General features: G+C 69.8%; 15 protein-coding genes and 3 tRNA genes. 7 read left to right on the top strand and 11 right to left on the bottom strand.

Annotated elements, in window-relative coordinates; genetic code table 11:
* Nucleotides 1-7 precede the first annotated feature (7 nt).
* Nucleotides 8-1204, bottom strand: a complete 1197-nt coding sequence (locus ACO0LV_RS05510; RefSeq protein WP_424786863.1) for a Gfo/Idh/MocA family protein — start codon at nt 1202-1204, stop codon at nt 8-10.
* A 91-nt stretch (nt 1205-1295) separates the two neighbouring features.
* On the opposite strand from ACO0LV_RS05510, the gene ACO0LV_RS05505 reads away from it, so the two are divergent.
* Both ACO0LV_RS05505 and deoC read left to right on the top strand, forming a co-directional pair.
* Nucleotides 1296-2333: an SIS domain-containing protein gene (locus ACO0LV_RS05505; protein WP_424786862.1), complete on the top strand. Its 1038-nt coding sequence runs from the start codon at nt 1296-1298 to the stop codon at nt 2331-2333.
* Nucleotides 2334-2447: 114 nt separating this feature from the next.
* On the top strand, nt 2448-3191 hold the full coding sequence (gene deoC / locus ACO0LV_RS05500) for a deoxyribose-phosphate aldolase (protein WP_424786861.1): 744 nt from the start codon (nt 2448-2450) through the stop codon (nt 3189-3191).
* Between the two features lie 78 nt (nt 3192-3269).
* On the opposite strand, the gene ACO0LV_RS05495 is transcribed toward deoC, so the two are convergent.
* The 3 genes from ACO0LV_RS05495 to ACO0LV_RS05485 form a co-directional block, all read right to left on the bottom strand.
* Nucleotides 3270-3342 (bottom strand) — tRNA-Phe (locus tag ACO0LV_RS05495).
* Between the two features lie 53 nt (nt 3343-3395).
* Nucleotides 3396-3469, bottom strand: a tRNA-Asp gene (locus ACO0LV_RS05490).
* 43 nt (nt 3470-3512) lie between these two features.
* A tRNA-Glu gene (locus ACO0LV_RS05485) sits at nt 3513-3585 on the bottom strand.
* A 248-nt stretch (nt 3586-3833) separates the two neighbouring features.
* On the opposite strand from ACO0LV_RS05485, the gene ACO0LV_RS05480 reads away from it, so the two are divergent.
* Nucleotides 3834-5576 (top strand): AAA family ATPase, encoded by a 1743-nt coding sequence (locus tag ACO0LV_RS05480; protein ID WP_424786860.1) that lies wholly within the window; start codon nt 3834-3836, stop codon nt 5574-5576.
* An 85-nt stretch (nt 5577-5661) separates the two neighbouring features.
* Nucleotides 5662-6012, top strand: a complete 351-nt coding sequence (locus tag ACO0LV_RS05475) for a metallopeptidase family protein (RefSeq protein WP_424786998.1) — start codon at nt 5662-5664, stop codon at nt 6010-6012.
* A 13-nt stretch (nt 6013-6025) separates the two neighbouring features.
* On the opposite strand, the gene galE is transcribed toward ACO0LV_RS05475, so the two are convergent.
* The 4 genes from galE to ACO0LV_RS05455 form a co-directional block, all read right to left on the bottom strand.
* On the bottom strand, nt 6026-6988 hold the full coding sequence (gene galE / locus ACO0LV_RS05470) for a UDP-glucose 4-epimerase GalE (RefSeq protein WP_424786859.1): 963 nt from the start codon (nt 6986-6988) through the stop codon (nt 6026-6028).
* The gene (gene surE, locus ACO0LV_RS05465; protein WP_424786858.1) at nt 6985-7827 is read right to left on the bottom strand and encodes a 5'/3'-nucleotidase SurE; all 843 of its coding nucleotides are present in this window, start codon (nt 7825-7827) and stop codon (nt 6985-6987) included. Before surE ends, galE begins: the two co-directional genes overlap by 4 nt.
* A gap of 91 nt (nt 7828-7918) precedes the next feature.
* On the bottom strand, nt 7919-8350 hold the full coding sequence (locus ACO0LV_RS05460; protein ID WP_424786857.1) for a pyrimidine dimer DNA glycosylase/endonuclease V: 432 nt from the start codon (nt 8348-8350) through the stop codon (nt 7919-7921).
* A gap of 23 nt (nt 8351-8373) precedes the next feature.
* Entirely contained in the window at nt 8374-9054 is a 681-nt protein-coding gene (locus tag ACO0LV_RS05455) for an ArsR/SmtB family transcription factor (RefSeq protein WP_424786856.1), read from the bottom strand.
* 98 nt (nt 9055-9152) lie between these two features.
* On the opposite strand from ACO0LV_RS05455, the gene ACO0LV_RS05450 reads away from it, so the two are divergent.
* From ACO0LV_RS05450 to ACO0LV_RS05440, 3 genes are read left to right on the top strand one after another with little or no spacing between them, the layout of a single operon-like run.
* Nucleotides 9153-9485: an NIPSNAP family protein gene (locus tag ACO0LV_RS05450; protein WP_424786855.1), complete on the top strand. Its 333-nt coding sequence runs from the start codon at nt 9153-9155 to the stop codon at nt 9483-9485.
* The gene (locus ACO0LV_RS05445) at nt 9482-9877 is read left to right on the top strand and encodes an antibiotic biosynthesis monooxygenase family protein (protein WP_424786854.1); all 396 of its coding nucleotides are present in this window, start codon (nt 9482-9484) and stop codon (nt 9875-9877) included. The genes ACO0LV_RS05450 and ACO0LV_RS05445 overlap by 4 nt, the downstream gene beginning before the upstream one ends.
* Nucleotides 9878-9907: 30 nt before the next feature.
* Entirely contained in the window at nt 9908-10066 is a 159-nt protein-coding gene (locus tag ACO0LV_RS05440) for a hypothetical protein (RefSeq protein WP_424786853.1), read from the top strand.
* A gap of 78 nt (nt 10067-10144) precedes the next feature.
* Here the strand turns inward: ACO0LV_RS05440 and ACO0LV_RS05435 are convergent, their stop codons facing one another.
* Genes ACO0LV_RS05435 through ACO0LV_RS05425 form a run of 3 tightly spaced genes read right to left on the bottom strand, consistent with a single transcriptional unit; the run spans nt 10145 to nt 12739 of the window.
* A complete protein-coding gene (locus tag ACO0LV_RS05435; protein ID WP_424786852.1) occupies nt 10145-10972 on the bottom strand; it encodes an ABC transporter permease in 828 nt (275 codons plus the stop codon).
* Entirely contained in the window at nt 10965-11735 is a 771-nt protein-coding gene (locus ACO0LV_RS05430) for an ABC transporter permease (protein ID WP_424786851.1), read from the bottom strand. Before ACO0LV_RS05430 ends, ACO0LV_RS05435 begins: the two co-directional genes overlap by 8 nt.
* Nucleotides 11732-12739: an ABC transporter ATP-binding protein gene (locus ACO0LV_RS05425; protein ID WP_424786850.1), complete on the bottom strand. Its 1008-nt coding sequence runs from the start codon at nt 12737-12739 to the stop codon at nt 11732-11734. Before ACO0LV_RS05425 ends, ACO0LV_RS05430 begins: the two co-directional genes overlap by 4 nt.
* Between the last annotated feature and the right edge of the window lie 19 nt (nt 12740-12758).

The following is a 12758-nucleotide window of genomic DNA, read 5'->3' as shown; positions in this document are numbered from 1 at the left end:
CGGCGCATCAGGAGGTGACCTGCTCCATGACCTCGCCGCTCTCGCTGTGCTGGTAGAGCACCTTGGAGCGCCCGTCGGGCAGGATCTCCCGCTTGATCACCGGATGCCCCTCGAACGACTCGGCCTGTCGGGAGATGCGTGGCGTCGACCCCCCGCGCCAATCGACCAACTCGACCGGTTCCCACCGACCACTGTCGGAGGAGGCGAAGCAGGCGTCCATGATCGCGTTGACCACATACCCGTCGTAGAAGGTCTCCTGCGGGGTGGTGCCGTTGTCGATGGAGTCGAACATGTCGACGAACATGTCCACGTAGCCCAGCTCGTTGATCTCATCGCCCACCGGGAAGAGCCAGCCGCTGTCACTCTCGGCCTTCTCCGCGACGTAGCCCTCGCCCACGCCGGTGGTGAACATGTCGAACCCGGTGCGCAGGAAGTGGTTGAGCCAGATGGTGCCCTCGGTTCCGGACACCTCATCGCGCAGGTCCATGCCGCCCCGGAACGCCCAGGAGACCTCGAACTGGCCGATCGCTCCGGACTCGAACTTGATCAGGGCCACCGCGTGGTCCTCTGCGGTGATCGGATGCACCAGGGTGTCCTTCCAGCAGAACACCTCCACCGGCCGGTTGTCCTTGCCGATGAAGTTGCGGCAGATCTCGATGCAATGACAGCCCAGGTCCACGATCGCGCCGCCGCCGGCCCGGTTCTCGTCCCAGAACCAGGCGCTGTGGGGGCCGGGGTGGGTCTCGCGGGAGCGGACCCAGAGAATGTCGCCGAGCGCGCCCTCCTGGACCGACTTCACGGCCGCGAGGGTCTTCGGTGTGTAGACCAGGTCCTCCAGGTAGCCGGCGAAGACGCCGTGGTGCTCGACGATGTCGAGCATCTCCTTGGCCTCGGCCGCGGTGCGCCCCAGAGGCTTGGTGCACAGGACATGTTTGCCGTTCTCGGCGGCCAGCCGCACCGCCTCGACGTGCATATCGTTCGGGAGCCCGATGATGACCGTGTCGATATCCGGATCGGAGCAGGCGGCCTCCAGCGACGTCGTCGAGCGGGGCACGTCCCAGCGTTCCCGGAAGGCGGCGCCGCGTTCCTCGCTCCGGGAATAGACGAGTTCGACCCGATCGCGGTTGCGTCCGCGATGCAGGGTTGCGGTGTAGAAGTCACCGATCAGGCCGGTGCCCAGCATGGCAATGCGATGTGCAGTCACGGGGAGAACCTCTCGTCGTCGAGTTATCTACCAAAAGTATAGACATGACTGTAGCGTCAGACCAGACTTCACACACAGGAAGGCGGAGTCGATGGTGGCACGCAGCGGCGCGCGGATGCGCGCGGATATGGCTGGTCAGCCCGGGTGGCTGCGTGGTCTGGCCGATCGACGGGTCGAGGTCGCTGAGGCCCTGCCGGCGCAGACCCTCGGCCCCGCGGGGGCTGGGCTGTGGACACTGGCTCGAGGCTCGTCAGCGCACGCGGCGAGCATGGTGGCGCCGTGGCTGGCCCGAGCGACGGGTGCCCCAGTGCCCGCACTGCGGGTTGACGCCGTGCTATCGGTGCCTGCGACCCTGCCGCCTCCGGGGTCCGTCGTGATCGCGATCAGCCAATCGGGACGGACACCGGATGTGGTCGAGGCGGCGCGACGGCTCCGCACCGCCGGATGCCATGTGGTCGCTCTGGTCAATGAGCGCGGCGCACTGGCCTCGGAGGCTTCGCATGTGCTGGAACTGGGCATCGGTGCCGAGCGCGCGATCCCGGCGACCAAGACGGTGCTCGCCCAGGTGGCACTGCTGTGGCTGCTGGGAATTGAGGCCGCGTCGCGGCCCGGGGACGGTGACGGCGTGCGGAGGCAGGTGGAGGTTGAGTCGTTGGTCGATGCGGTCGCCGAGGCGCTGGCCGATACCGAGCCGGTCGACAGGGCGGTCGGGCGGCTCGTGTCAGCGCCACCGGTTGCCGGGACAGGGAGGGGGGTCACGTCGGGTCTGGCGGCGGAATGGGCGCACAAGGTCATGGAGACCTCGGGTCTGCCCATCTTCGCCGCCAGCGCCGCGGAACTGGCGCACGGGCCGGTCGCCATCGCGGCACCCGGGCGCAGCGTGGTCGGTTTCGCCGTCGACGCAGCGGCCCGACGCACCGTGGGCGACGTGCTGGGGCGGGCCGAGGCGCGCGGCGCCGAGACGCTGCTCGTCGCACCAGGAGGTGCGATCGCATTGCCGCAGGATGAACTCTCCGGGCTGCTCGCGGGCATGGTCCGGGCCCAGATGCTCGCCGAACGGATGGCCGTGGCGCTCGGGTGTGATCCCGACGTCGCCTTCGGGCTGGCCAAGGTCACCGCTACGCAGTGACCATCGTCTTGACTGAACCGCTCAACCCGGCAAGTATAGACAACTACCGGGAGCGTTCCCTGGCCCGGGATCCAGCCGCAGCCGGCATATCGATGTCACGACCCAGGAGTTCCGATGAGTCCCGATCAGCCCGCCGAGCAGATGTCCGTCGCTGAACTGGCGGCTTACATCGACCACTCGGTGCTCAAGCCCGAGTTCACGGTGCAGGACATAGCGCGTGAGGTCAGCAACGGCGTCCACTTCGGGTGCCGCACGGTGTGCATCAATCCCACCGCCATCGAGACCGCCGCGCCGTTGTGTGAGGGGACGGAGACCGGGCTGTGCGTCGTCGTCGACTTTCCGTTCGGCCTGTCCAGTACCTCCTCACGGCTCGCGCAGACCCGGGACGTCCTCGCCCCCGGTGTCACGGAGGTCGACATCGTCGCGAACTATGGCTGGTTGCGCAGCGGGAGGGTCGATCGGGTGGAGCAGGATCTGCGAGCTGTCGCCGAGGTGTGCCATGAGGCCGGCGTGGAACTCAAGGTCATCCTGGAGACTGACGCGCTCACCGTGGACGAGGTGCGGGCCGGGGCCGAGGCGGCGATTGCCGCCGGGGCCGATTTCATCAAGACCTCCACCGGCTTCTACACCGGTACGACGCAGCACGAGCAGACCGGCGCGTCGGAGTCGATGATCGCCACGATGCTCTCCGTAGCGGCGGGCCGCTGCAAGGTCAAGGGCTCGGGTTCGATCCGGGACCGCGGGCACTTCTTGCGGTTGATCGACGCAGGAATCGACAGGATGGGCATCGGCTACCGGTCCACACCCGTGGTCCTCGGCGTCGAGCAGGACGAAACGCCGGCCGGTGCGGGCTACTGAACGGGGCCGACCCGGCACGTGGGCCCGGGTACGCAACTGCGGCTCCACCCCGGAGGGTGAAGCCGCAGTCTTGCGAGGTGGCTCCGACCGGCGTCGATCCGGTGACCTTTCGATTTTCAGTCGAACGCTCTACCAACTGAGCTACAGAGCCCCGAGACGAACGCCCGGCCACCACACTGAGTGAGCCGGGCATTTTGTGTCTCGCGACCCCGACCGGACTTGAACCGGCGGCCTCCGCCGTGACAGGGCGGCGCTCTAACCAACTGAGCTACGGGGCCTTGCAGATACTGATGATACTGGACATTCTCTTGTTGCGATTCGCACCCCCAACGGGATTCGAACCCGTGCTACCGCCGTGAAAGGGCGGGGTCCTAGGCCGCTAGACGATGGGGGCCCGGTCTGTTCCTACAGGACGCCCGTGACGCACTTCGGCGCCCCAAGACCTCCGAAAGCATACGGTACCCAACTGCCGCAGGGCAAAACAGCCCGGTGTGGTCTTGCGCACCCTGGCGGCGGGCCCGGCATCGGGCCGATTCGATGCCGGCACGGGTCCGGCCGGCCGCCTTCGAAGCGCGTGCGGATGCCGGTTGTCGATAGAGTGCTGGGAATCCGCACGTGACCCGATCTACTGAGGAGTAAGCGATGGGGATCGGAGAGCACAGTGTGCTTCCCGAGGTCTTGGCGCAGTTGCGTTCCGAGCGCACTGCGGTGGTGGTGTTCAACGGCGGCACATACGAATTGAGCGGCCGTGACCTCACCGATACCCGGGCGCAGGCACTGCACTACATCACGGGGCTGGCGGCACAGATCGTCGGTGGACCGGTACAGGTTGCACTGACGGACCCGGACGGTACGGGGTGGCGGCTGGTGGTCACCCCGGACGGTGAGGTGATCGATGAGGCGCCGGCGGCAGGGGGAACGATGAGCACCGTAGCCGAGGACCACAGCACGGCCCCGACGGCAGGCTCTGCCGAGGAGGCCTCGCCGGCCACCGCCTCCGCCGTCGGATCCGGCACCCTGGATCCCGAGACGGCGGACCCGGCGATTCTGGCCGCGCCCACTGCGGCGGACCCGGCTGCCCGGCCCGACCTGGGCCTCGGCGTCGAGCCGGGACCGGAGGCGTTCGCGCCCCCAGCCGCCCCCGAACGTCGTTCCGTGCGTCCCGCGTTCTCGCCCGGCTCGGTATCGCACGCCTTCCGGGACCAGCCCGGAGCACCCGCGGCGCCGGCGGCGCCGGAACAGGTGGGCGGGTTGCGCGATGTGTTGGGCAGCACCGCTCGGGCACAGGAGACCGAGGTACTGCCGGAGGTCCCGGCCGTCCCCGCCCCCGCCGGTGGAGCCTACGCTCCGCCGGCGCAGGTGCCCGGGAGCGCCGGGGGCTCGACGGTGCAGGACCGTGAGTCCCCCATGCGCCACACCGGCAGCGCACAATCCGGCGACGACGCCCAGTCCTCCCCCCGGCGCCGGGAACTGCGGGAGTCGTTCCTGCGCACCGAGCAGGCCGAGGCCCCGGCGACGCAGGGGGTGCGCGGTGCCCTGACCAAGGTCGGTATCCGGACCAGTCCCAGCGCTGCCGAGCGGGCCGAGCGGGCCGACGTCAACGCCGTCTCCCAGCACTGGCCCGGGGTGCGCACGATCGCGGTGGTCAACGGTAAGGGTGGGGCGAACAAGACCCCGACGACGGCGCTGCTGGCGGCGGTCTTCGCGCGCAACTCCGGTGCGGCGACCCTGGCGTGGGACAACAACGAGACGCGTGGGACGCTGGGCTGGCGCACCGAGCAGGGCAAGCACGAGGCCACCGTGCAGGAGTTGTTGCCCCGGGGTCACGCGCTGCTGGATCCGGCGGCCAAGGCCGGGGACATCTCCCACTTCGTGCATCACCAGGCCGCGGACAAGTACGACGTACTGCGGTCCAACCCGAATGTGCTCTCCGCCGAGCAGCGCATCACCGGGGAGGACGTGGATCTGGTGCATGACGTGGCCGGGCGCTACTACCGGCTCATCTTCATCGACTCCGGCAACGATGAGTCCGCCGATCACTGGTTGCGGATGATCGACAAGGCCGACCAGTTGGTCGTGGCCACGATCGCCAAGCCCGAGCACGCCGAGGCAGGTGCGCTGTTGCTGGAGGCCCTGGGCCAGCGTGATGAGCACAGCGCCCGGTTGGCCCACGGCGCCGTGGTGGTGGTCTCCCAGGCCCGGGAGAAGGACGTGAATCCCTCGGTGCAGCAGATCGCCGACGGGTTCGCCGGCTGGGTGCGCGAGGTGGTCACCATTCCCTATGACCGGGCGATGGTGGAATCGGTGCTGCGGTTCGAATCGCTGGGGGCGGAGACCCAGCGCGCCTGGCTGCGCGCCGGTGCCGCGGTGGCCGGCGGCCTGTGACCGGGGTGCCGAACGGTCCCAGCCGCGGACCTGCTGCGACGGAGGCTGCCACCGGCGCGAGCGGGTGCACAGCGCCGTGATCGAGATGTCGTTGGAGCAGTTCGAGGATGCGGTGGCCGACGGGCTGGATCTGATCCCGGACGAGTTGGCCGACCTGATGGACAACGTGGTGGTGCTGGTCGAGGACGAACCCCCGGCCGATGCCGGCGAACCCGATCTGCTCGGGCTGTACGAGGGCGTCCCGCTGACCGAGCGCGGCGAGTGGTGGGCGGCCGGTTCGCTACCGGACCGGATCACGATCTTTCGTAACCCCACGCTGCGCCTGTGCGACAACGAGGCGGAGGTGGTCGAGGAGGTTGCGATCACGGTGGTGCACGAGATCGCACATCACTTCGGCATCGACGATGAGCGCCTGCACGACCTCGGCTGGGGCTGATAGCGGGGTAGGGTCACGGCTGGTGCTGGCGGGCCCGCCAGGCGCTGGTGACCATCTGCTCCAGGCTGTGGCGCATCGTCCAGCCCAGGTCGCGGGCAGCCAGTTCACCATCGGCCACGATCCGGGCCGGGTCGCCCGGGCGGCGCTCCGCTTCGATGGGGTCGAAGTCGATCCCGGTGCCGGCGGCCATCGCGTCCATGATCTCCCGGACCGACACGCCGGTGCCGCTGCCCAGGTTGTACACCGGCTCCAGGGCGGTCCCCTGCGCCAACGCCTTTGCCGCCTCCACGTGGGCCGCGGCCAGGTCCGCGACGTGGATGTAGTCCCGCACGCAGGTGCCATCCGGAGTCGGGTAGTCGGTGCCGTTGATCTGCGGGGTGCGGCCGGCGGCCAGGGCGTCCAGGACCAGCGGGAACAGGTTGTGCGGGGAGGTGTCGGGAAGGTCGGGATATCCGGAGCCCACCACATTGAAGTACCGCAGCGACGTGTGCCTCAGCCCCACGGCCCTGGCCTGGTCGGCAAGTAGCCACTCGCCGATCAGTTTGGACTCCCCATAGGGCGACTCCGGCGCTGTGGGCGTGGACTCGGTGACCTGCTCGGCCTCCGGGGTCCCGTAGACCGCGGCGGAGGAGGAGAACACGATCGAGTTGACCTGAGCCTGCGCCATCGCCTCCAGCACCGAGATCGTGCCGGTCACGTTCTGGGCATAGGTGTGCAGCGGCCGTTGCACCGAGACGCCGGCGTACTTGAACGCGGCCACGTGCACCACCCCGGAGATCCGGTGCTCCACCAGGGCACTGCGGACCGCCTCGGTGTCCAGGATCGAGGCGCGGACGAACGGGACTCCCTCCGGCACGAACGCGGCGTGCCCGCTGGAGAGGTCATCGATCACGACGGTGCCGATGCCCTGCCCGGCGAAAGCTCGCACGACGTGCGCACCGATATACCCGGCGCCCCCGGTGACCAACCACGTCATCGCGCCACCCCCGCGCGGCCCCGAGCGAAGGAGAGATCGTCGAAGGCGGGCAGTGCGGCATCGTGCACGTCGTGACGGGGCGCCCGGATCAGTGACAAGGTGGCCCAGCCCTGCATCAGTTCGTGCACGTCGGTGCCCTCGGGGAAGGTCGCGGGCGCCTCGCCGCTATCGTCCATGTGCGCGAACAGGATCTGCCGCACCGATCGGTCCACGGTGTCCGGCAGCGTCCCGAAGGTCGCGAGTTCGGCCGGGCGCAGGCCGCGGAGCCGCTCCAGGGGAACGTCGGGAATGTTGATGTTGAGCACCCGGCCGTCCTGGGGGTGGGTCTTCAACCAGTGCAGGGCCTCGGCGATCACCGGGTAGGCGGTGTCCCAGTGCTCGGGGTCGAACGAGGCGCTGGAGGCAGCCAGGGCCGGGATGCCTTGGGCCGCCGCGGACAGGGCGGCACCGACCGTGCCGGAGTGCACCACCGCGGGACCGACGTTGGGTCCCAGGTTGATCCCGGACAGCACCAGGTCCGGACGCGGCCCGAACGCGCCCATCCCGGCGGCGTAGGCGATCGCGGCCGGGCTGGCGTGCACGGCGATGGACTCGACGTCATCGGAGATTCCCGGGGGGCGCGCGGTCGAGATCCGCAAGCCGTGCTGGGGCCTGCTGGGCCCGGACGGGTAGCCGGCGGTGTTGTCGCCGTTCTCCGCGCTGAGTGCGGCGCTGTATCCGGAGTACTGGCGGTTCGGCGCGGCGATGATCACCTCGTGCCCCGCTTCATGGGCCACGTTGGCCAGGACGGTCAGTCCGGGGGAGGAGACCCCGTCGTCGTTGGTGATCAGGACGCGCATCGCACAAGTTCTCCTTCGTGGCAGGGGGCTGGCCCGCCTGGTTGGTCCGCGCACCATTGTGCCCGGTGCCCGAGCGGAGCGGCGAACCGGTTCAGCCCCGCTCCCAGGGCTCCACGGGACCGGGGACCACCATGAACAGCGGATGCGGGTCCGGTGGGTCATCGGCGTCCAGGGTCGCTACCGTCGCCGGGCTGCGGTGCACGAGTTTGGCCCGCAGGTGGGCTCGTTCGAACTCCACCTGCCCCGAGGTGACTGCGACGGGGGCTTCCGCGGGAGGTGCGTTGTCGATGCGCGTGCGGTCGAACCGGTAGCCTCGGGCGTCGGCCTCGTCGGCGACGTGCCGCAGGTAGCACCGGACCGAGCCGGCAGGGTCCGGGGTGGTCCGGAACCGGTCCAACTGAGGATGGCCGCGGTAGCCGACGGTACGTCCGGTCAGCACGGCTTGGGCCAGCAGGGCCTCCCGCCAGCACGCCAGCAGTCCCTGCCGATCCAGGTATCGCGGGTGCAGTGACCACAGGCGCATGGGCTCATGCTGGCACGCGGACGTCAGGGCCTGCCATTGAAGACGCCGGGAAAGTGGCTCGGCAGATGGTGCTGGCCGGCCCTGGTCAACCGGATCGTGCGGGGTCTGTCGCCGCGGACCACCCAGCCGTGGGCCAACAGCCACGCGAGCAGGCCGGCACCCAGAAGTCCGCCCAGGTGGGGACGCCGTTCGGTCCAGTCCAGGCACCGCCGGGCCAGCGGCCGGTCCGTACGGGCAACGGCAGCCGTTACGCCCAGATCGTCGAAGAACGTGCGCCCGATGGTGGTCAGCCGGAGCGCCGACCCTTCTTCCTGCGTCAGATAGCCGGCGCGGACGCAGTCCTCGTACACGGCCACGGCGACCGCTCCGGCGAGGTGGTCGTAGCAACTGCGGGCCAGGTCCAGGCCGGCGGGATGCGGTCGGGGTGGTGCCGCGGCGGGGTCGGCACCGAGCGACTCCAGCATCTCGGCGACCTCGGGTCCGGCGAGCCGGTAGTAACGGTGCCGCCCGGAGGGCTCCACGGTCACCAGGGCGGCATCGCGCAGCCTGGCCAGATGTTCACTGGCGGTGGCGGTGGCCACGCCCACGTGCCGGGCGAGCTCGGTCACCGTGTACGCGCGGCCGTCGAACAGGGCGGTGAGCAGGGCGACCCGGCTGCGGTCGGCCAGCATCGCGCCGACGAGGACCAGCCGTTCGGACGTCACGGTTCTTACGGTACCGATGACCACTTCGGCGCAGCCCGAAACATCGCAGGGTTGACTCGGCAGGGACCGATACCCATCGAGCCACCCAGGAGAGGCACATGGCCATCACGTGCATCATTCGCTACGAGATCGATCCCTACCGGCAGGGGGACTTCGAGCACTATGCCCGGACCTGGGGGGAGGCGATCCCCCGCTCGGGCGCCGACCTGCTGGGCTATTTCGCTCCCCATGAAGGTTCGCTAACCACTGCCTACGGGATCTACACCCTCCCCGACCTGGCCTCCTATGAGACGTACCGGCAACGACTGGGGCAGGATCCGCTGGGACGGCGCAACTACGAGTTCGCCAGGCAACGACAGTTCATCCGGTCGGAGGAGCGCCTCTTCACCCGGCCGGTCTCCGGTCCGCACGCCCCGGGAGCTCTGGGATGATCGCGGTCATCTTCGAGGTATGGCCCGAACCGGCTCAGCGAGAGCGGTACTTCGACCTGGCGGGGCAGTTGCGCGCCGAGCTGGAGGACGTGGACGGGTTCATCTCCATCGAACGATTCGAGAGCCTGACCGACCCGGGCAAAGTGCTGTCGCTGTCGTTCTGGCGCGATGAGGACGCGGTGCGCACGTGGCGCACGAACGCCGCACACCGGGACGCGCAACGGGCCGGGATCACCGAGGTGTTCGCCCACTATCGGCTGCGCGTCGCCGGGGTCAGCCGTGACTACGGGATGTCCGACCGGGCGCAGGTGCCCACCGACAGTGCTGCGGTCTGGCCCGGTAGGGACTCTCCGGGCCCGAGTCGCGGCGGCGGGTCGGGCCACCTAGCCTGAGATGGCGCCACCCGAATGAGGAGGACTGTGATGACATCGGAGGGGACCTCCCGCCCGAAGCCAGAGGCGGACCAGGACAACGTGCCCGGCTCCCAGCATGGGGACACACCCCAGGACGAGCAGCAACCGACCCATAGTGGGGGCCCGGGAGCCGACCCGGAGTTGCCCGACGAGGAACGCGAGCGCTGACCGCCAGGATCACCGGGTCCGCGTTCCGCGGTCCGGGCCACCGCACCGCGTCGGTCGCGGCTGGTGACGCCGGCCTGATCACTCCTGCAGATCGATGCTGCCGTCGCGCCGGCCGGACCCGGCGAAGGCGGTGAACGCCACGGCGGCGAGCGCGAACCACACCAGGCCAGCGCCCAGTGCGGCGCCGGCGGCCACCGCGAGCGAACCGGCGTCGGCGGTGCCGGCCTGCAGATCACGGATCGCGCCCAGCCCGTGGGTGATCGGCAGGCCCTGCCCGGCGACCTGAAGCCACGCCGGCCAGATGAGCGTCGGCACGGTCACGCCGGTGATCAGCATGACCAGGGTGTGGCTGACGTTGCTGGCCACGTTGCGCCACCGGGGCCCGCGCAGCACCAGCGCAGCCACGAACAGCGCCACCGCGTACATCGTGGTCGCGGTGAGCACCAGCATCGCGAAGGCTCCCAGGGCACCGGCCAGGCTCCAGCCCACCCCGAACAGTGGCCCGAGGGCGAAAAGCGCAATACCGGCGGTGGCGATCCCGCTGGGCAGCCACTGCACCGAACGGCCCACGAACACCGGCCACAGCGGCCCTGGTGCGGCCACCAGCAACCCCATGGTCCCGGCGAACCGTTCCCAGGTGGTGGAGGGCACCGACATGAACACCTCCACCACACACGCCATCACTGCCTGGCCGATGAACAGGTAGAGCACCGCCCCGGGGTCATCGAGCAGCAGCCCGATCAGGGCGAAGAACGTCACCTGCATCAGGATCCGGCCGAGCCAGCCGACGCTCCAGGTCAGCGGCGTGTAGGTGGCGCGCATGTCGGCGAATGCGGTGCGGGTGGCGGCCCGGACGATCGCCCACGGCCCGGGGACCCGGTGGCCGGGTAGCACGCGCTCAGGCATGAGCCAGCCTCCCCGTCATCCGCACCCGGCGCAGCGTCCGGTCGAGCAGCACGTGGCTGAGCACGAACCCGACCGCTCCGAGCAGGGCCACGATCAGCAGCCGCAGGGCCGCGGCGTCGACCGGACCGGTGGCGAGGGAATCGCGCAGCAGGTCCGCTGACCAGGACAGGAACACCGCCCGGGCCGGCCACGTCAGCCAGTCCGGGAGCAGCGCCACCGGCACGATCACCCCACCGAGCACGAAGAACGGGTAACTCAGCGAGTTCTGGAACGTGCGCGCCGAGCGGGCCAGCACGAACACGCACGCCATCACCCCGGCCCACCCGGTCATCGCTACCACGGTCAGCGCGACGGTGATCACGAACAGGCCCGGATGGATGATCGTCACCGGGTCCCCGGTCAGTGCCCAGCCCACCAGCCAGGACTCGGCGAAGGCCACCATGGAGATGCTCGTGACCGCGCTGATCCGCCCGAACAGCACCGCGGCGAACGGGGCCGGTGCGGCAAGCAACGCCTCCAGAGAGCCGTTCTCCCGTTCCTGGGAGATCAGTTCCCCGGCGGTCTGCAACGACATCGCCCACAACGCCATCAGCGCCGGAGCCAGCACGCCGTAACTGCTCAGGTCACCTCGCCCGGCGTGGGTGAAGATCGAGACGAACACCGCGGTCAGCAGCGGTGCGGTGAACAGCGCCAGGAACCAGTCCGGGGTGCCCCGCATCATGCGCACCTGGTGGGCGAAACCCGCCCGGGCCGGGCCGATCACACGTCCATCCCGCGGCGCTGCCCGGCGGCATCGGTCCCGAGCAGGTCCAGGTAGACATCCTCCAGCGACGGCGGAGCGGAGGTGATCTGGGTGTGTCCGGCGGCCAGCACGGTACGTAGGGCGGTCGAGAGGGCCTCGGTGCCGCCGGTGACGGTGATCTGCAGCACGCCCGAGCGCGCGTCGTGCACGGCGTGGATCCGCTCGACCGCGTCGGGCAGGGTACCCAGTGCGCCGGTGAGCGCTTCCGCAGAAGCGGGGTCGACGTCGTCCACCGTGATCTGCTGAGAGCCGGCCACCATGGCCCGGACCTGCGCCGGTGGGCCGGTGCCCAGGACCCGGCCCTGATCGATGAACGTGACCGAGTCGCACAGAGCCTGGGCCTCGGCCATGTCGTGGGTGGTGAGCAGCACCGTGCGGCCCTCGCCACGCAGTTCGGTGACCAGGGTTCGGAAGTCGCGGGCGGAGACCGGGTCCATGCCGACGGTCGGCTCGTCCAGCAACAGCACCCTCGGTTCGGCGACCAGGCCGCGGGCCAGGTGCAGGCGCTGCTTCATACCCCGGCTGAAGGTCTCCACCTTCTCCGATGCCCGTTCGCCGAGGCCGAGCCGCTCCAGCAGTTCGGTCGAGCGCCGCCGCCCGGCCCGGGCGCCCAGGCCGTGCATGGCGCACCAGAACTGCAGGTTCTCCATCGCGCTGAGCCGTTCGTACAGGCCCCGCTCACCTCCGAAGACGATCCCGATCAGGCGACGCACGGCGGCAGCCTCGGTGACCACATCGTGACCGAGCACGCGGGCGCGGCCGGAGGTCGGCAGCAGCACCGTGGCGACGATCTTGCAGATCGTGGTCTTGCCCGCTCCGTTGGGACCCAGCAGCCCGTGCACCAGCCCGCTCGAGGCGCGGGCGGGCAGGCGTAGGTCCACGCTGTCCAGGGCGATGCGTTCTCCCTGGCCGCGGCGACGGAAGGTGCGCCGTAGCGACTGCAGGTCCAGTGCCCACTCGTTCACGCCATCCAGGATGGTGCGA

Origin of the sequence: Pseudactinotalea sp. Z1739, from assembly GCF_049725055.1 — a bacterium.
Lineage (GTDB): Bacteria > Actinomycetota > Actinomycetes > Actinomycetales > Beutenbergiaceae > CALKWS01.
Note: the sequence above shows the minus strand (reverse complement) of the source record. Positions and strands in the feature narration are given on the sequence as shown.

What these genes read in the sequence shown, in the direction of transcription:
- ACO0LV_RS05505 (WP_424786862.1), top strand. Translation starts at nt 1,296, where the DNA reads ATGGTGGCACGCAGCGGCGCGCGGATGCGCGCGGATATGGCTGGTCAG.
- deoC (WP_424786861.1), top strand. Translation starts at nt 2,448, where the DNA reads ATGAGTCCCGATCAGCCCGCCGAGCAGATGTCCGTCGCTGAACTGGCG.
- ACO0LV_RS05480 (WP_424786860.1), top strand. Translation starts at nt 3,834, where the DNA reads ATGGGGATCGGAGAGCACAGTGTGCTTCCCGAGGTCTTGGCGCAGTTG.
- ACO0LV_RS05475 (WP_424786998.1), top strand. Translation starts at nt 5,662, where the DNA reads ATGTCGTTGGAGCAGTTCGAGGATGCGGTGGCCGACGGGCTGGATCTG.
- galE (WP_424786859.1), bottom strand. Translation starts at nt 6,988, where the DNA reads ATGACGTGGTTGGTCACCGGGGGCGCCGGGTATATCGGTGCGCACGTC.
- surE (WP_424786858.1), bottom strand. Translation starts at nt 7,827, where the DNA reads ATGCGCGTCCTGATCACCAACGACGACGGGGTCTCCTCCCCCGGACTG.
- ACO0LV_RS05460 (WP_424786857.1), bottom strand. Translation starts at nt 8,350, where the DNA reads ATGCGCCTGTGGTCACTGCACCCGCGATACCTGGATCGGCAGGGACTG.
- ACO0LV_RS05450 (WP_424786855.1), top strand. Translation starts at nt 9,153, where the DNA reads ATGGCCATCACGTGCATCATTCGCTACGAGATCGATCCCTACCGGCAG.
- ACO0LV_RS05445 (WP_424786854.1), top strand. Translation starts at nt 9,482, where the DNA reads ATGATCGCGGTCATCTTCGAGGTATGGCCCGAACCGGCTCAGCGAGAG.
- ACO0LV_RS05440 (WP_424786853.1), top strand. Translation starts at nt 9,908, where the DNA reads ATGACATCGGAGGGGACCTCCCGCCCGAAGCCAGAGGCGGACCAGGAC.
- ACO0LV_RS05435 (WP_424786852.1), bottom strand. Translation starts at nt 10,972, where the DNA reads ATGCCTGAGCGCGTGCTACCCGGCCACCGGGTCCCCGGGCCGTGGGCG.